General features: G+C 43.4%; 18 protein-coding genes and 1 pseudogene. All 19 read right to left on the reverse strand.

Going from position 1 to position 15,690, the window contains the following annotated elements; all coding sequences use genetic code 11:
* Positions 1 to 23: 23 nt before the first annotated feature.
* The 19 genes and pseudogenes from HMPREF1150_RS00695 to udk all read right to left on the reverse strand — a co-directional run bounded on the left by HMPREF1150_RS00695 (position 24) and on the right by udk (position 15,630).
* The gene (locus HMPREF1150_RS00695) at positions 24 to 761 is read right to left on the reverse strand and encodes a DUF3307 domain-containing protein (RefSeq protein WP_009660265.1); all 738 of its coding nucleotides are present in this window, start codon (positions 759 to 761) and stop codon (positions 24 to 26) included.
* Positions 758 to 1,423 (reverse strand): SatD family protein, encoded by a 666-nt coding sequence (locus HMPREF1150_RS00690; protein WP_009660354.1) that lies wholly within the window; start codon positions 1,421 to 1,423, stop codon positions 758 to 760. Before HMPREF1150_RS00690 ends, HMPREF1150_RS00695 begins: the two co-directional genes overlap by 4 nt.
* A gap of 91 nt (positions 1,424 to 1,514) precedes the next feature.
* Positions 1,515 to 1,832, reverse strand: coding sequence for a TfoX/Sxy family protein (locus HMPREF1150_RS00685; RefSeq protein WP_009660369.1), 318 nt, complete (start codon positions 1,830 to 1,832; stop codon positions 1,515 to 1,517).
* Between the two features lie 150 nt (positions 1,833 to 1,982).
* Positions 1,983 to 3,503, reverse strand: a complete 1,521-nt coding sequence (locus HMPREF1150_RS00680; protein ID WP_009660469.1) for an ABC transporter permease/substrate-binding protein — start codon at positions 3,501 to 3,503, stop codon at positions 1,983 to 1,985.
* Entirely contained in the window at positions 3,496 to 4,224 is a 729-nt protein-coding gene (locus HMPREF1150_RS00675; RefSeq protein WP_009660271.1) for an ABC transporter ATP-binding protein, read from the reverse strand. The genes HMPREF1150_RS00680 and HMPREF1150_RS00675 overlap by 8 nt, the downstream gene beginning before the upstream one ends.
* A 14-nt stretch (positions 4,225 to 4,238) precedes the next feature.
* Positions 4,239 to 4,319 (reverse strand): annotated as a pseudogene (locus HMPREF1150_RS12090) (polyketide cyclase); the annotation flags it as partial.
* A 152-nt stretch (positions 4,320 to 4,471) separates the two neighbouring features.
* Positions 4,472 to 5,251 (reverse strand): L-threonylcarbamoyladenylate synthase, encoded by a 780-nt coding sequence (locus HMPREF1150_RS00670; RefSeq protein WP_009660353.1) that lies wholly within the window; start codon positions 5,249 to 5,251, stop codon positions 4,472 to 4,474.
* 99 nt (positions 5,252 to 5,350) lie between these two features.
* Positions 5,351 to 5,941 (reverse strand): 3-isopropylmalate dehydratase small subunit, encoded by a 591-nt coding sequence (gene leuD / locus HMPREF1150_RS00665; protein WP_002895722.1) that lies wholly within the window; start codon positions 5,939 to 5,941, stop codon positions 5,351 to 5,353.
* Between the two features lie 9 nt (positions 5,942 to 5,950).
* A complete protein-coding gene (gene leuC, locus HMPREF1150_RS00660) occupies positions 5,951 to 7,333 on the reverse strand; it encodes a 3-isopropylmalate dehydratase large subunit (RefSeq protein WP_009660306.1) in 1,383 nt (460 codons plus the stop codon).
* Position 7,334: 1 nt separating this feature from the next.
* Entirely contained in the window at positions 7,335 to 7,601 is a 267-nt protein-coding gene (locus HMPREF1150_RS00655) for a DUF1294 domain-containing protein (RefSeq protein ID WP_002913655.1), read from the reverse strand.
* On the reverse strand, positions 7,598 to 8,635 hold the full coding sequence (gene leuB / locus HMPREF1150_RS00650; protein ID WP_009660482.1) for a 3-isopropylmalate dehydrogenase: 1,038 nt from the start codon (positions 8,633 to 8,635) through the stop codon (positions 7,598 to 7,600). The genes HMPREF1150_RS00655 and leuB overlap by 4 nt, the downstream gene beginning before the upstream one ends.
* Positions 8,636 to 8,647: 12 nt before the next feature.
* Positions 8,648 to 10,216, reverse strand: a complete 1,569-nt coding sequence (locus tag HMPREF1150_RS00645; RefSeq protein WP_032905798.1) for a 2-isopropylmalate synthase — start codon at positions 10,214 to 10,216, stop codon at positions 8,648 to 8,650.
* Between the two features lie 519 nt (positions 10,217 to 10,735).
* Positions 10,736 to 11,047, reverse strand: coding sequence for a hypothetical protein (locus tag HMPREF1150_RS00640; protein WP_009660319.1), 312 nt, complete (start codon positions 11,045 to 11,047; stop codon positions 10,736 to 10,738).
* Between the two features lie 11 nt (positions 11,048 to 11,058).
* A complete protein-coding gene (locus HMPREF1150_RS00635) occupies positions 11,059 to 11,373 on the reverse strand; it encodes a hypothetical protein (RefSeq protein ID WP_009660286.1) in 315 nt (104 codons plus the stop codon).
* Positions 11,354 to 13,069: a cutinase family protein gene (locus tag HMPREF1150_RS00630; RefSeq protein ID WP_032905769.1), complete on the reverse strand. Its 1,716-nt coding sequence runs from the start codon at positions 13,067 to 13,069 to the stop codon at positions 11,354 to 11,356. The genes HMPREF1150_RS00635 and HMPREF1150_RS00630 overlap by 20 nt, the downstream gene beginning before the upstream one ends.
* On the reverse strand, positions 13,062 to 13,496 hold the full coding sequence (locus HMPREF1150_RS00625; protein ID WP_002909948.1) for a hypothetical protein: 435 nt from the start codon (positions 13,494 to 13,496) through the stop codon (positions 13,062 to 13,064). The genes HMPREF1150_RS00630 and HMPREF1150_RS00625 overlap by 8 nt, the downstream gene beginning before the upstream one ends.
* A gap of 139 nt (positions 13,497 to 13,635) precedes the next feature.
* A complete protein-coding gene (locus HMPREF1150_RS00620; protein WP_009660452.1) occupies positions 13,636 to 14,076 on the reverse strand; it encodes a hypothetical protein in 441 nt (146 codons plus the stop codon).
* Between the two features lie 85 nt (positions 14,077 to 14,161).
* Entirely contained in the window at positions 14,162 to 14,830 is a 669-nt protein-coding gene (locus HMPREF1150_RS00615; protein WP_009660317.1) for a YoaK family protein, read from the reverse strand.
* A 164-nt stretch (positions 14,831 to 14,994) separates the two neighbouring features.
* The gene (udk, locus tag HMPREF1150_RS00610) at positions 14,995 to 15,630 is read right to left on the reverse strand and encodes a uridine kinase (RefSeq protein WP_009660533.1); all 636 of its coding nucleotides are present in this window, start codon (positions 15,628 to 15,630) and stop codon (positions 14,995 to 14,997) included.
* Between the last annotated feature and the right edge of the window lie 60 nt (positions 15,631 to 15,690).

Consider the following 15,690-nt stretch of genomic DNA (forward strand, 5'->3'; position numbering starts at 1 on the left):
GATGATCTGTTTTTTATTTATTTTTACCAATACAGACAGCCATAAACCAGCAGGACTGCAATCATACTGAAAAGCGAACCAATCAGGTAGTATTCAGCAAAGGACTGGCTTTCTGAAATCTTATTATAGCGGGCGATAGACTTAGCAGTAAAGACTAGCCCAATTGCAGTAAACTGCCCGAAAATAAGAGAAAGTCCCATAATCAAGCGCTCCAAAATCCCAATCATAGCACCAGCCCCAGCAATAGTCTCTCCGCTGTCTTCCCCCGCCTGATACTTGCTGAAGAAGAGTTTAAAGAGGATATTAACCGGCTTACCAGTAAGTGCGAAGAAAAAGAGAGCCTGCAGCATGAGGTAGCGCTCAGACAGCCAATTAGGTGCTGAAATTTGCTGCTGTCCTAAGAGAAAATAAAGAGCAAAAATGCTAATCAAATGCAAGATCTGATCCAGTAAAAAGGCTGACTTTTGAGCATGATGCCGGACAATCGATGAATTCAGCCTATTCTTCAAGAAGTCAATAAGCGCATGACTGAACCAGACCAAGGCGAAATATAGCAGATAATTAGGTAAGATAAGCCCCAAGAGCAACAAGGGCAGCAGAACAATTCCCAAATGGAGAATTAAGAAATTCATCCTCCGGCTTTTAAGGTCGGCCAATTTCTGACTTTGAAGCTGAAAATCAGCTAGTACATGAGCCAGCAAAGTCAAAACAAGAATCGGATTCTGCATGAAAAATTCTGAAAATCCCATAAAATTTGTCATTCTTCAGCCTCCTTTGCTGCCTGTAAAATCATTCTCATAGCTAAACGGCGATTTCTCAGATAGATCTTCAGTCCAGACGACTTGAGCCGCTTACTAAGCGCACTGGGACTAATCTGTAACAGCTCTGCTATTTCTCCATGAGAAAAATTCTCGTCATAGATATATTCCATAAGCATCCGCTCCAGAACCTCTCTCTGACTGGTGTTCCACTTGCTCTGGATAAATGAAGTAGCTGCCAGCACCGTATTGACCGCCTGACTGATCTCTTCATCTCCCAAGGATACAGCTATACGGCTGCTGCCGTAGTCGTTCTTCTCATGAATAACATCAATGGCCGCGCGTGCCCTCCAGTAAGCCGGACCGTCCGCACCAATACTCTGCTCCCGATTGATGTCCGTCACAATCTCCCCCAGACCAAGTCCAAAGCGAATTGGGTGAGGAAAGCCCAAGGCAATCTGATCAAGAAGCTGCATAATCTCCGGATTAGGCCGCAACAAAGCCTGAAACTCATCTCCAGTCGTCACCGTGAAAGGTGACACCAGATAATCCCGATAATCCTGATTTAGCACCGCCATCATGTCCTGCAGGTCCTTCTGTGCCTGCTTGCGATTTTTCAGCTGTTTGGATTCTATTAAATCTCCAATAAGAGCAATATAAAGCATACCAAACCTCCTTTAAGTCCATTATAAAGAAAAATTTTAAAAATGTCTATTTGAATGGCAACTTTTTAGAATATCCATTGAAAAGGAAAAACTATTTTTTCTTTTTTGGTGCTGGTAAGGCAGGATAGGCAGCTTCAATCAGATTACAGAGAAAGGCAGCATCTTCTACTTCTTTTATATGAAGCATTGGCTTTGCGCCTGGATAAGGAGACTCATAAACTGGATTTTCAAAAAAGTCCAGGGCTGGCTGGACTGACTTAAGCAACAAACGATTGTCATAAATCCCGCCAAATAAGCGCCCCCGATAATAAAGCAAATACTCTCCCATCATCTTGCGAAAGCTAATTTCTTGGCCTAAGCCCTGCAGCTGCTTCAGGATAAAATCCAAATATTCTTGACTAGATGCCATCGGAACACCTCCATGAATTGATACTTTATTATACCAAAAATGGATGAAGATTTCCTGACTAAGAGATAAACTCATCTCCTTCAATTCGTAGTCTGTCTATCCTCAAGTAAGTAAAAAAGCTAGACCTTACAAGTCTAACTCTTTTACTTTTTATTTTTTTAGAAGTCCTTCCTTGACCAGATAATCACGCGCAACAGCTTCCGCTTTTTTGCCTTCAATGCCAACTTGATAATTCATCTGGCTCATCTGACTTTCCGTAATTTTACCAGCCAGCTTATTGAGAATACCTTCCAAGTCAGGGTGTTTTTCTAACAATTCAGCCTTCAGGAGAGGTGCCCCTTGATAAGGAGGGAAAAGATGTTTATCGTCTTCTAAAACTTGTAAATCATAACGCGCAAGTTCTGCGTCAGTCGAATAGGCATCCGTGATTTGAATATCACCCGACTGGATAGCTTGGTAGCGAAGGGCTGGTTCCATGGTTGACACATTGAGATTCAGTCCATAGACAGATTGAAGTCCCTTGTTCCCATCTTCACGGTCGTTAAATTCCAAGGTGAACCCTGCCTTGAGCTTATCTTGGACTGCTTTAAGATCAGAGATGGTTTTAAGATTGTATTCTTTAGCAACACTCTTAGGTACTGCGATGGCATATGTATTTTGATAAGCCATGTGATTTAGCAAGACTAGATTGTCCTGTTTTTTGATTCCATCACGTGCTGCTTCAAAAACTTCTTCAGCATCATTGCTGACCTTTGGAGCAGGCTGCAAGAGAGTTCCAGTAATCGTACCGGTAAACTCAGGATAGATATCAATATCGCCTTTCTTTAAAGCTTGATAAAGGAAGTCTGTCTTCCCAAAATTAGGCTTGACTGTCACAGTCATATCCGTATTTTCCTCGATGAGGAGTTTATACATATTCATAAGAATTTCTGGCTCTGGACCCAATTTCCCAGCTATAACCATATGATCCTTCTCCTGCTTGGGAAGCAGACTCGGTGTATAAGAAGCGCCTAGTCCGAGTATTAAGACAGCAAAAGCTGTAAATACCGTCCGAAGCTTAGCCTTTTCCATCCATTTAAGAAGACTGTTAAAAAGGATAGCCAAAACTGCAGATGAAATAGCTCCAATCAAGATTAGACTGGCATTGCGACGGTCAATTCCTAGAAGGATAAAGGAACCTAGTCCACCAGCTCCGACAAGGGCTGCCAGAGTTGCTGTCCCGATAATCATAACCGTTGCCGTCCGAACTCCTGACACGATGACGGGCATAGCTAGAGGCAGTTCAAACTTTTTGAGCCGCTCCCACTTGGTCATCCCAAAGGCGATTCCAGCTTCCTCTAAACTAGGATCAATCCCATTCAAAGCAGTAACAGTATTTTCTAAAATCGGGAAAATAGCGTAAATCACCAGAGCAGTCAGTGCCGGCAGTGTGCCAATCCCCATGAAGGGGATAAAGAGTCCCAGCAAGGCCATTGAAGGAATGGTTTGAAAGATTCCTGCAATTTGCAGCACCCAGTTGGCTGCCTTTTTGTGACTATGAAGATAGATAGCGAGCGGAATGGTCAGGAAGATGGCCACTAGTAAGGTCAGAAGAGACAGTTGGAGATGTTGCCCTAAGGCTGACAACCATTCGCCAAAGCGCTCCTGAAAGGTAGAAAACAAATTAGCCATGTTGAACACCTCCAAACAAATCTGCTACGAAGCTGGTTGCAGGTGCAGATAAAATTTCCTCAGGTGTCGCCACTTGACGAATCTCTCCTTCCTGCAGAACAGCAATCCGATTCCCCAATTTCAAGGCCTCGTCCGTATCATGAGTCACAAAGATTGTCGTCATCCCAAACTGGTCATGGATACTCTTGGTCAAGCTCTGCAATTGCTTTCGCGAGATAGCATCAAGAGCAGAAAAAGGCTCGTCCATCAGCAGGATTTTGGGTTGGGCGATAATGGCACGGACAATACCCACCCGCTGCTGCTCACCACCAGACAGCTCACTCGGCATACGCTGAGCATAGTCTTCCGCCGGTAAACCTACTAGCTCCAGCAATTCATCTGTCTTCTGCTGAATCTCTGCCTCGCTCCAACCTTTCATCTCAGGAATGAGAGCAATATTTTCAGCCACCGTTAGGTTTGGAAAGAGGGCAATCGCTTGTAAGACGTAGCCTGTAGAAAGGCGCAGCTCTCGCTCATCATAGTCTTTGATGCGCTTGCCATCCATGTAAATATCGCCATCCGTAGGTTCTAAAAGGCGGTTAATCATCTTGAGCATGGTTGTCTTACCGGACCCAGAAGGACCCACTAAAACCATAAATTCCCCATCCTCAATCTGTAAGTTGACATCTCTCAAGACATCCTTCTCTGTATAGCCTAGCGCTACATTTTTATATTCAATCATTCTTTGTCCTCAATTTAAAACTTCCCTCGATTCGTCAAGTCTTCTACCTTAGGCATGACTTCTTTATTGTCCCAATGCTCTACAATCAATCCATTATCATCCAAAACGAACGGTTCCATTGTAACATTTGTGATTTCAACTATCAAGAATTTTGTTCTATTTCGAAATAATTTTAAACTTAAAGTTCCAAACTAAAAAGCCCAGTGTAAAGAGGAAATCCCTCTCTCGCACTGAGCTTCTTTTTATCTTAGTAATATTCACCCTGACGGTAATCCCATGAGTTGAAAGTATCGGACAGGTGCATCATGATTTTGTCGATGTCCAAGCCTTTGCGGATAACCACTGGTGCTGGTGAGATGGAACGTTGGCCACCTTGTTCTGGAATCAGTTTTCCATCCTTGTCCACCATGGAGACCATAACACCTTGCTCGTAGCGAGTTTCAATGGTCTTGTCTGGCTGGATAGAGGCTACATAGTCATCTGCTTCAATGACCAAATCAACAGCATTTTCGATGCGCTCGCCAATTCCTTCAACCTTGCCGCGGTTTCCTTTACCGGATGGGTTAGCTGAGGATGCATAGACCATCTTGCCTTCTTCCCAAAGCTTAGCTGCCAGCTGCTCGCCCGCCTTACCAAACTTAATAACAAAACAGCTAGTGCCACGAACATCTGTCATCAGCTCTTCCCGACCGTCGCCAAATGCCTTGAGCTTTTCAAAAGCTTCTGGCTTCCATGGTAGGATACAGCCCAAGAGAATGTCTTCATCCCAATGCTTTTGATAAAAAGCTTCAATTTCCGGATTTAGCTGAGCCAAAGCACGGAGCTCATCCATACTGCCACAGAGGACAACACCTGGCTTATTACGGTTACGAGCCTTAGCTTCGAACTTACGCTCCAAGCCAGCTTTATCGCTAGTCATGATGATGTAACCCACCTTGGTCGGGCAAACGATACAGCCGCCGTCGCCTTTCAAGATGTCATAACCTTCTTGTGAAAGCTGTCCGCTCCATTGAATGTGTTTTGTCATAAGTTTCTTCCTTTTCTATTAAATTAAGATTTATTTTACCATATATTTTTATCGGAGACAAGATTTTTTCAGAATTTTCTCAATATAGCAAAAATATGGTTACTGCCAATAAGATGGACGATTTTTTTCATATTCTGCAATCAAATCCTCATACTGCAGCGTAATGCCGATGTCATCCAGTCCGTTGAGGAGCTTGTGCTTCCATTCACCATCAATGTCAAAGGAGAATTCCCCCACCGGCGAAAAAATCTTCTGCTGCTCCAAATCCACCGTCACTTCATCCGTCGGCTTCAGATTAGCCAATGCTTGCCGGACTTCCAGTGGCTGGACGATAGGCAGCATACCGTTGTTAAGCTCGTTGTTGTAGTGAATATCTCCGAAAGATCCGGCAATGACTACCTTAAAGCCATAGTCAGCCAAGGCCCAGGCGGCATGCTCCCGAGAGGAACCGGCTCCGAAATTGTCACCTGTAATCAGAATAGTCGCCTTACGGTACTCCGGTCTATTAAAGACAAAATCAGGATCTTCCGTGTACTGGTTGTCCAGATATCGCCATGCGTACATGAGGTACTTGCCAAAACCTTTTTTATCAATCAACTTGAGAAACTGCTTGGGCAAAATTTGGTCTGTATCGATATTATCGTTCATGAGGGGAACCGTTGTCCCCGTATAGATTGTAAATTTTTCCATAAAACTTCCTTACTGGACCTCCGGTAGCTGGCGGACGTCTACGAAGTGCCCGGCAATGGCTGCCGCTGCTGCCATGGCAGGACTGCAAAGATGGGTTTTAGCGCCAAATCCCTGACGATCCTCAAAGTTCCGATTGCTGGTTGAGGCACAGTGAACTCCATCTGGCACCTTGTCTGGATTCATTCCCAGGCACATGGAACAACCCGGATCGCGCCACTCAAAGCCTGCATCCATGAAAATTTTATCCAGTCCCATCTTTTCAGCAGCCCGCTTGACCGGACGAGAGCCTGGCACGACGATAGCTGTTAGATTGGGAGCAATATGCTTGCCAGCGACAAACTTAGCTGCCAGCTGCAAGTCACTGAGTCTGGCATTGGTGCAAGAGCCGATAAAGATATAACCCAGCTCAATATCTTCTGCTTTCTTACCAGGGGAGAGGTCCATGTAATTGTAGGCCCGCTCATCGTTCATATCACGGATTTCAGGGAAAGCCGAGCCGAACTCTACTCCCATAGAAGGATTGGTTCCCCAAGTCACCATAGGTGCCAGCTCGGAGACATCAATCTCAATGACCTTATCATAGACGGCATCAGGATCACTGACTAGAGTCTTCCAATCAGCCACCGCCGCCTCAAAGTCCTTAGGAGCGCCCGGCCGCCCTTGAACATAATCATAAGTCTTCTGGTCGGGGTTCATAATGCCCATCTTAGAGCCAAACTCAATGGACATATTGCAGATGGTCATGCGCTCTTCCATGGTCAGATGGTCAATCGCATCACCAGCATACTCGACCACATGACCGACACCTGCAGCCACACCATATCGGGCAATCAGAGCGAGGATAAAGTCCTTGGAATAGACACCTTTAGGTGGCACTCCGGTAAATTTGACCAACATTTTCTTAGGCTTGACCTGCCAAATGGTCTGCGTGGCAAAAACGTGCTCCACCTCTGAAGTACCGATTCCAAAAGCAATGGCACCAAAAGCACCGTGAGTGGCCGTGTGACTGTCACCGCAGACGATAAATTTACCTGGCTGAGTCTTGCCCGTTTCCGGTCCAACCATGTGAACAATACCTTGCAACTCCGATCCGTGAGCCGCGTGTTCAATGCCAAAATCCTTGACATTCTCAGAAAGTTTATCAATCTGAGCCTTGGAAATCACATCCCGAATATCATAGATATTGACCGTAGGAACATTATGATCAAAGGTTCCAAAGGTTAAATCCGGCCGTCTAACTTTGCGCCCTGCATCTCGAAGACCTTGAAAAGCCTGAGGGCTGGTTACTTCATGAATATAATGCTGATCCACATACATAAGCTGGGGCTGGCCTTCTTCACCTGTTATCAGATGCCTTTCCCACAGCTTATCAAAAATCGATTTTCCAGCCATACTAGCTTCTCCATATGTAATATAAAATTCCGATTTCCACTATTATTCCGCAAATCCAAGCCAGCCAGAAATACCATTTTCTGGTCTTGTGGTGAAAGAGTCGACCGCCTAATAAAGCGCCCAAACCTCCGGCTGCCAATGCTGACAAGAGCAAAGTCTTCTCTGGAATGCGGTAGTGATTTTTCTTAGCCTTACGCTTATCCCAGCCATAAAGCAGGAAAACGATAAGGTTCCAAAGTAGGCAAATACCTGTTAATATCCATTTCATAAATTATTAATAATTGACTCCGTCATTTGAGCTGTCCCTGACTGACCACCCAAATCTCGGGTTAAGATACCCTGAGCCAAAGTCTTCTCCACCGCTGCTTCAATCGCTTCTGCAGCTTCAACCTCTGCAAAACTATCCCGCAGCATCATGGATACAGAAAGTATCATGCTGATAGGGTTGGCAATGCCCTGCCCCGCAATATCTGGAGCCGAACCATGGATGGGCTCGTAAAGACTTGGTCCAGATGCCGAATGACTGGCCGATGGCATAACTCCCAGCGTCCCTGACAAGACACTGGACTCGTCGGATAGAATATCTCCAAAAAGATTTTCCGTTACCACAACATCAAACTTAGCAGGATTGGTAATCATGAGCATCGCAGCGCTGTCCACCAGCTGGTGCTCCAAGGTCACATCTGGATAATCCTTGGCCACCTCATCTGCTACTCTGCGCCAGAGTTTGGATGTTGCTAGTACATTTTGCTTGTCAATACTGGTCACGCGCTTTCTGCGACCACGCGCAATGTCAAAAGCCTTACGGACAATTCGCTCCACCTCTTCGTAGCTGTAGTCATTGATATCACGCGCAGATCTGTCCTCCAAAATATGCTCGCCAAAGTAAATCCCACCAGTCAGCTCACGCACGACCACGAAATCCACACCAGCAATTCTTTCAGCTTTCAAAGGCGACAAATGCTTAAGAGCATCGAAAATCTTAACTGGACGGATATTGGCATAGAGTTCAAGCTCCTTCCGCAGAGCAAGCAATCCTTGCTCCGGTCGAACTGGGGCATTATCATACTGGGGACTGCCGATAGCTGCTAGGAGAATAGCATCCGCCTCCTTGGCCGCTTCTAGAGTTGACTGAGGGAGAGGATGACCTTCCGCATCAATACCAGCACCCCCAAAAGCTTTCTCCGTGATATGATAAGCAAAACCGAACTTGTCCGCAACAGCAGCCAGTACTTGGAGACCAGCTTCCATGATTTCTGGACCGATACCGTCACCCGCCAGAGCTACAATTTCTTTTGTCATAGTCGCTTCCTTCTAATTACTTGCAGGCAGATCGCGGTAGGATACCTGGTGGCCGATTTCACCCGCATTTTCCTTTTGCACAAAGGTGTTGGCATGGATATAGGCAATGGCGCTGGCCTTAAGAACATCAAAGTCAATACCAGAGGAGTTGAAAATTGTATCTGTATCCGTATTTTCAACAGCTACCAAGACGCGAGCCTGAGAGTCAATACCATCCGTCACCGCCTCGATGTTATAAGATAAAAGCTGAACAGACTGGTTAAAGAATTGGTCAATGGCATTAAAGATAGCTTCAACGCTTCCTTTACCTTCTGCCACACAGCTAACCGTCTCGCCGTCACCATTAACCAGCTGCACATCCGCTGTGATGGTATGGTCGTCATTGGTCGTCAACTGCAGATCATCAAAGTGGAAGCCTTCAGGATTTTCGACAGTCGTTCCGGCAATCAGAGCCCGAATGTCAGCGTCTGTGACTTCATTTTTCTTATCAGCCAAGACCTTAAACTTAGCAAAGAGATCATTAATTTCAGATTCTGCAAAGTCCAGAGCCAATTCTTTGAGTTTTTCGACAAAGGCATGGCGGCCAGACAGCTTGCCAAGCGGTAGTGAATTGCTCTTGACTCCAACCAGCTCAGGTGTGATGATTTCATAGGTCAGTGGATTCTTAAGAACGCCATCCTGATGGATACCGGACTCATGAGAGAAGGCATTGCCACCAACGACTGCCTTGTTCTTAGGCACTGGAATACCTGAGAAGCGGGATACCAGCTCAGAAGTGTTAATAGTTTCATTAAGGACGACATCCGACTCAACCTGATAGTAGTCCTGACGAATTTCTAAGGCAACTGCTACTTCTTCCAATGCTACATTTCCAGCCCGCTCACCGATTCCATTGATAGTTCCCTGAACACGACCAGCACCGTGCTTGATAGCCGTCAAAGTATTGGCTGTTGCCATACCAAGGTCATCATGACAATGAACACCAAATACCACCTTATGATCAGAAGTCACATTTGCCACTAGGTAGTCGAAAATATTTGCAAACTCTTCCGGAGTAGTAAAGCCGACTGTATCTGGAATATTGATATAAGTCGCACCTGCATCAACCGCTGTTTGTACCACCTGAAAAAGGAAATCTAGCTCTGTTCTTGTTGCATCCTCTGGTGAAAACTCGACTATATCGAACTTGGAGCGCGCGTAGGAGACATGCTCTTTCACAGCTTCTAAAATCTCTTCCTTGGACTTTTTCAGCTTGAACTCTCTGTGAATAGGACTGGTCGCAATGAAGACATGAATCTGTGGATGCTTGGCATCCTTGAGCGCCTCGTAGCAGGCATCAATGTCAGATTTAACCGAACGCGCCAGACCAGTGACGGAAGCTTTAGTGATGACTTTAGCAATCTCCTGCACCGCCGCAAAAGAATCTGGACTCGCAGCAGGGAAACCGGCTTCAATGACTGAAATCCCCCACTTCTCTAACTGCTTGGCAATAGCCACCTTTTCCTTGATAGAGAAATTCACTCCTGGTGTCTGCTCGCCATCCCGGAGGCTGGTATCAAAAAACTCAACTTTGCGTGTCATAGACAACTCCTTTTCTAAGATACATAGACCATTTAGGAAAAACTCTTCCCCAACTTCTAGGTCGTGTTCAATGACTGAGACGGTATGAGACAAATTGATTTCAGAAAAATCAAGATGCATTCCCACTCCCGTCGCTCCTTTAGAAACCATTTCTTCCTCATCAGAGCTTGAGGTAAGATAGGTGAAATAAAAAACATCTCACTTGAGGAACAAGCGAGATGTTGATTTACTCCCGCTTGGTAAGCCAAACAGGACTAATGCTTTTGCACTAGCCCGAGTAACGCAACAACAAAGCAAAGTTTGAAGATTGGGTTGACTTCATGTTTGACTAACTCCTTTTTGAGATGGTTTCTTATTGTTTAGTATTTTAACACAGTATCATAAACCTGTCAAGAAAAAGTCGATATTTTCTGAAAATTTTTAATATGCTGGATTATTTTTGAGGAGATTAGCAAAAATAAGAGAAAGAAAAAGAAGCAGGGTAAGTCTCACTTCTTCCAATTTTCTTAGTATTTTGATTCATTTACTCACTTCATCCAGCTTATTCTGAAAGCGTCTGTTCTCCTGATAGCGAGCTTCTAGAACATCGTCTATGCGCCTTTTGTATTGCTGATGGTATTGATCCAGATTATCCTCTATTTGAAAAATATAAGGTTGAACCGCTGTCAAAGGAACCTCTCTACATGCATAAGAAATCGCATCTAAGAGTTTGTTCGTCTCTCTGTCAAACTTATAGTAGTATGTATCTAAGTCTGTCTCTGCTCGATCAAACTCACGCATTTTTAGAGCATGTTCATCTTCCAGTTCCTGAAGCTTCTTTTTATTCAGCATTGCCTCACCTCCTAACCCTTAATCGGGCTATCCAAAGAAGGCATCTGCATCGTCTGAGTTAGATGAGTTTCAGCAGCTTGCGCTGCCTTACCTTCAAATCCACCCTGAATGTTTTTAACATAGTTAGTAGAAGCATAATTTTTCATATCCAAAGCCGCCGCCTGTAGCTGAGTTGCTAACTCCGCTCCTTTAGCAAGAATAAGCTGCTCTTTGGCTGCTATCAAAGCCTTGATAGCTTGCCGCTCCTGCTCTTTCATCTTTTCTTTAAACTGTTTTGCCAACTCCGCTTTAGTTATGAGGGCATCATCATTTACTATCAGAACCATTCTTACCCCTCCATGTTCCTTTTACATCTGCCAAGAGATTATTGAAATCCTCAGCTTGCTGAGTATCGACTGCTGCAAAATCTCCACTAGCTCTAACCAAAGTCATTCCCAACTGTTCAATCTCTGTCATAAAGCCTTTTGCAGATGTCTCTGTGTTGCTTTCAATCGTATCATCCCAAAAACGAGAAACATTAAAATCAGCCAATAAACTCGCTACCTCTGTACCACTCAGATAGGTCACCATTCCCATCGCCTCTGTACTCGTATCCTTTACTGTATTTTGGACAAATTCTTTGGCATCCGACAATAAGGTTTGGACATGCTTAACTTTATCTTCCATTTCAAAGATAGCCAGCTGTGCTGCAGTCTGAAGGAGACGAGCACGAACCAAAATTCTATCTTCTCCTGTAAGATTGCCATTTCCCAACTGTTCCTGATAGCGAGTAATAGCTTCACGATCCCAAGCCATAGATTCCAAGCGAGCAACCCTAATAATTTCCTTGTATTCTGTCTCAAATTGATGATAGAAGGCATACCCCAAAACAGCCCTATCAGGAAGATCTCCTTTCATTAGAGAATTGAATATATTTGAAGCGGTTTCTTCATCAACTCCCAGTTTTCGAAGAGCATCCAGAGTTTTAGCAATTAGACGAGCTAGCTTTTCACCCGCTCTCAGCAGTTCTGGATGATAATCAGCAGAAGCGGTCAAAAAAGAACCTTTACCGTCTCCCTGAAAAACACCAAAATCATGGGCACTCTCAGAATCGAAACTCTGGGTATAGTATAAGGGAACCACAATATTAACTTTACCAACAGGTCCACCTTCACCTCTTACATGATATTGCTCACCGTCCTCAGGTAAATGAGCAATTGTATATTCTCTATTAAGCATACTCACCATGTCAAAGGGATTGACATAATATTCAATTTTTTTACCTATGGCTTTGATTTGATCGGGAGTTAATCCCATTTTTAAAAGGCTTTTGGTAGTATCCGGACCATCAAAGAGGACCACTCTTCCAATCTTATCTAAATCATTACTGCTCAATCCAGCTATTCCTTGAACCGTCACCATGGTCCCTAGCGAATGTGCTGAAAGATCCATTGTTGCATTAGGCGCTTTCTCTCTCATTTCTTGGATACGAGTTTTCATGGCCTCGGTTGCCAAAGGAGCTTGTGGAATATGGATGTGATTAAACGCAAACTGAGCGTCATTATCTATCCAATCATTCAAATTTAGTGCTTTGATGCCCCGCTCAAGTATCTTATCTAAGTTAAAACCATCGCTACCTCGAATAGCCATATAAGTTTTCTTGGTATCTTTTCCCAACGTCGGCGTATCCGTTAAAAAATAAGAATTAAAGCCCGCTTTTTCGTCAGTCATTAACCCCTTTTGATAGCTGTCTACAATACGTGGCTCACGTCTCATACCGTTCGTATCAGGTACTGGTACGGTGGTAATTTTATTGACATCGTGCAAATCAGAATCAGGTTGTAAATAGACCCTGCCATCATAAGGAAGATTCTTACCTCCAGGGGTGATTTCTTCATCATAAATTACTTCTTTTGAGAAATCAAATACTTTTACTTTGGTTGAGTTATTTTTAGGTGGAAAATTATTAGGACGACCAGTATAAGCCGACTGCGCTAAATCTCCATAAAAATTATCAAAAGTTTTTAAATTACTATTACTCATAAATATCCCATACATTGCCTTTCAAGACTCTTATCGGTTGCATTTCAGAAATTCTCTTAATATCAGGAATACTGTTTCTATTATGTTCTAGCGGGAAACCCAGAGTAAATTCAGAATCTTCAATATTATTAATTCTTCCGCTTAAAGTTAGTATATTCCCCCCACCTTGAGGAGTTCCGTTACCTATATCCTCAATTGTCAAACTACCCCAGTCAAACTGAACACTTTTAACTTTAGGATTTCTGGATTTAACAAATTCAGCCATTTCTTCTTCATGCTTTTTTAAATAAGCTAGCTGTTTCTCTTTTGGACTTCTCAAATCGAAAGTCTCATCTGTGAATAAACTTTTGTTTTGAACTGTCATAATCGTCCCTCCTATGACTAGAGTGGTTGCTATCGCAAGAATAGCTAATCTATTTTTTTTCATTATTTATCCTCCAAAGTAAAGAGAAGTTACTATTATTATATCATGAATGCATTAAAAAATAATTTTGAAAAGTATTCCGTAAAATATGAAATTTACAAACTGCGCTAAATTTGCGTAGAAATTATGAAAGTTTTTTAAATTACTCTTCGCCAAATCCTCTTCCTCCTACACGAAGCGGACTCCCACTTCCAATTCCTTCAATAAAATCTTCTTTATTGTTCTTTCCATCTTTTATGTAAACCAAAACACTCCAACTTGAATCTTTGATATGATTAAAACCACCAAAAACTCGAATAACATTACCTTCACCCTGCGGTGTTCCATTTCCTATTTCTTCCCAACGTGTTTCTTCCCAAGCAATTTGAACAGACTCCACTTTAGGATTTAAAGACTTCACAAAATCTTCTATTTCTTTTTTATGCTCCTTCAAATAAGCTAGTTGTTTCTCTCTTGGACTTCTTAAATCGAAAATTCCATCTGTGAATAAACTTTTGTTTTGAACTGTCAGAATCGTCCCTCCTACGACCATAGAAGTGGTTAGCGCTACGATTGATAGAGTAGCCATTTTACTTTTTTTCATCATTTTTTCTTATATTCTACTACTTTCTATGAATTTCACAGTATCACTTCTTAAGTCACTTCGTTTCTAAGAAGAATATACACCCTCATCTCCTCATATATTGAATGCCTCGGAAAAGGAGAAAGGCTGTTAGAATCAGGGAAACAAGCCAGATGGTCTTCAGGAGGTAAAATTGAATCAGATAGGTAGAGATGATGGCTCCAACTACAAAGCTTGCTAATAGGGCTACAAAGAAAAGGCCTTCTTTCAAATCTTTCCCTTTCTTGTTTCGAGCATAGTTGCCAAAAGCTACCATGGTTTTCTTGATATTCCCCGTCATAAAGGAGTTGTTGTAGACAATGCCATCCACCTCGCCAAAAGCGGTCGCAACTAGTCCCATGCAAAAAGCCAGTGGCGGCACGATATAGAGATGAGGCACATTTGCAGGCAAAAATCCAGCAACAGCTGTCGTCAATATCAAAGGAAAAACGCTGGACAGCCTGCGCCAAGAATGTTCAAAATGATGCTGAAAAACAGTCATCAGAAAAATCCCCAGCATAAAGGCCAACATAGTTGCCAATTTCACTTCGATTCCTCTTGTCTCCTGATTGATAAGCTCAACCGAAAGGAAAACGACGTTTCCTGTCTGACCTGCCACCAAGGTCCCTCCCCGCTCAATGAAGGTATAGGCGTCGATAAATCCTGCACAAAAGGTCAAGAGACAGGCAAAAAATTTTGAACGAGAGTGAAACTCTCTTTTTACAAATTGTTTCATAAACCACCTACAAAATAAGGGAGTGACCAGACTACGAAAATCATAGATTTCAGTCCGTCCACTTCCCCTTGCTAGATTATATTTCAAAAATCTTGTAGCTACTGCGATTCACCAGATTCACAAACTTTTGTTTCCTCAAATGACCGAGCAGAAAGCTACGTGTGCTAGCCCTCTCTGGCTTCCTTAAGGATTTTTTCAATCTTGGTCGTAATCAGGTCAATAGCCACCTTGTTTGAAGCTCCCTCTGGAATGATGACATCCGCATAGCGCTTGGTCGGCTCGATGAACTGATGGTACATAGGCTTAACGACACCCAAATACTGTTCGATAACGCTATCCAAACTGCGGCCGCGCTCTTCCATGTCCCGCTTAATACGACGAATAATCCGAACGTCATCATCTGTGTCCACAAAGATCTTAATATCCATCAAATCTCTCAGGCGCTGGTCCTCTAAGACCAAAATCCCCTCAACGATGAACACATCCTGAGGCTCCTGACGATAGGTCTTTTTGCTGCGGGTATGCTCCGTATAGTCGTAAGTAGGAATATCTACTGGTCGACCAGCCAAGAGCTCCTTAATCTGCTCAATCATCAGGTCCGTATCAAAGGCAAAAGGATGGTCATAGTTGGTCTTAACCCGCTCCTCAAAAGTCAGATGCGTCTGATCCTTATAGTAGGAGTCATGCTCAATCATGGCAATTTTTTCGTTTGGAAAATTAGCCAAAATTGCTCGAGAAACGCTGGTCTTTCCGCCTCCGGAACCACCAGTCACACCAATAATAATAGGTCTATTTTGCATTATAAGCTCCATCTCTTGTTATCTTATCTATTTTACCGCAATTCATGTTATAATGAAAGA

The sequence above is a fragment of the Streptococcus sp. AS14 genome (genome assembly GCF_000286495.1).
Taxonomy (GTDB): Bacteria; Bacillota; Bacilli; order Lactobacillales; family Streptococcaceae; genus Streptococcus; species Streptococcus sanguinis_P.

Excerpts from the sequence above, each read along its gene's own strand:
- leuD (WP_002895722.1), bottom strand. The coding sequence starts at position 5,941 with ATGGAAAAATTTACAATCTATACGGGGACAACGGTTCCCCTCATGAAC.
- leuB (WP_009660482.1), bottom strand. The coding sequence starts at position 8,635 with ATGACAAAAGAAATTGTAGCTCTGGCGGGTGACGGTATCGGTCCAGAA.
- HMPREF1150_RS00685 (WP_009660369.1), bottom strand. The coding sequence starts at position 1,832 with ATGGCATCTAGTCAAGAATATTTGGATTTTATCCTGAAGCAGCTGCAG.
- HMPREF1150_RS00675 (WP_009660271.1), bottom strand. The coding sequence starts at position 4,224 with ATGATTGAATATAAAAATGTAGCGCTAGGCTATACAGAGAAGGATGTC.
- HMPREF1150_RS00615 (WP_009660317.1), bottom strand. The coding sequence starts at position 14,830 with ATGAAACAATTTGTAAAAAGAGAGTTTCACTCTCGTTCAAAATTTTTT.
- leuC (WP_009660306.1), bottom strand. The coding sequence starts at position 7,333 with ATGGCTGGAAAATCGATTTTTGATAAGCTGTGGGAAAGGCATCTGATA.
- HMPREF1150_RS00640 (WP_009660319.1), bottom strand. The coding sequence starts at position 11,047 with ATGCTGAATAAAAAGAAGCTTCAGGAACTGGAAGATGAACATGCTCTA.
- udk (WP_009660533.1), bottom strand. The coding sequence starts at position 15,630 with ATGCAAAATAGACCTATTATTATTGGTGTGACTGGTGGTTCCGGAGGC.
- HMPREF1150_RS00670 (WP_009660353.1), bottom strand. The coding sequence starts at position 5,251 with ATGACAAAACACATTCAATGGAGCGGACAGCTTTCACAAGAAGGTTAT.
- HMPREF1150_RS00630 (WP_032905769.1), bottom strand. The coding sequence starts at position 13,069 with ATGAGTAATAGTAATTTAAAAACTTTTGATAATTTTTATGGAGATTTA.
- HMPREF1150_RS00655 (WP_002913655.1), bottom strand. The coding sequence starts at position 7,601 with ATGAAATGGATATTAACAGGTATTTGCCTACTTTGGAACCTTATCGTT.
- HMPREF1150_RS00695 (WP_009660265.1), bottom strand. The coding sequence starts at position 761 with ATGACAAATTTTATGGGATTTTCAGAATTTTTCATGCAGAATCCGATT.
- HMPREF1150_RS00690 (WP_009660354.1), bottom strand. The coding sequence starts at position 1,423 with ATGCTTTATATTGCTCTTATTGGAGATTTAATAGAATCCAAACAGCTG.
- HMPREF1150_RS00620 (WP_009660452.1), bottom strand. The coding sequence starts at position 14,076 with ATGAAAAAAAGTAAAATGGCTACTCTATCAATCGTAGCGCTAACCACT.
- HMPREF1150_RS00625 (WP_002909948.1), bottom strand. The coding sequence starts at position 13,496 with ATGAAAAAAAATAGATTAGCTATTCTTGCGATAGCAACCACTCTAGTC.
- HMPREF1150_RS00645 (WP_032905798.1), bottom strand. The coding sequence starts at position 10,216 with ATGACACGCAAAGTTGAGTTTTTTGATACCAGCCTCCGGGATGGCGAG.
- HMPREF1150_RS00635 (WP_009660286.1), bottom strand. The coding sequence starts at position 11,373 with ATGGTTCTGATAGTAAATGATGATGCCCTCATAACTAAAGCGGAGTTG.
- HMPREF1150_RS00680 (WP_009660469.1), bottom strand. The coding sequence starts at position 3,503 with ATGGCTAATTTGTTTTCTACCTTTCAGGAGCGCTTTGGCGAATGGTTG.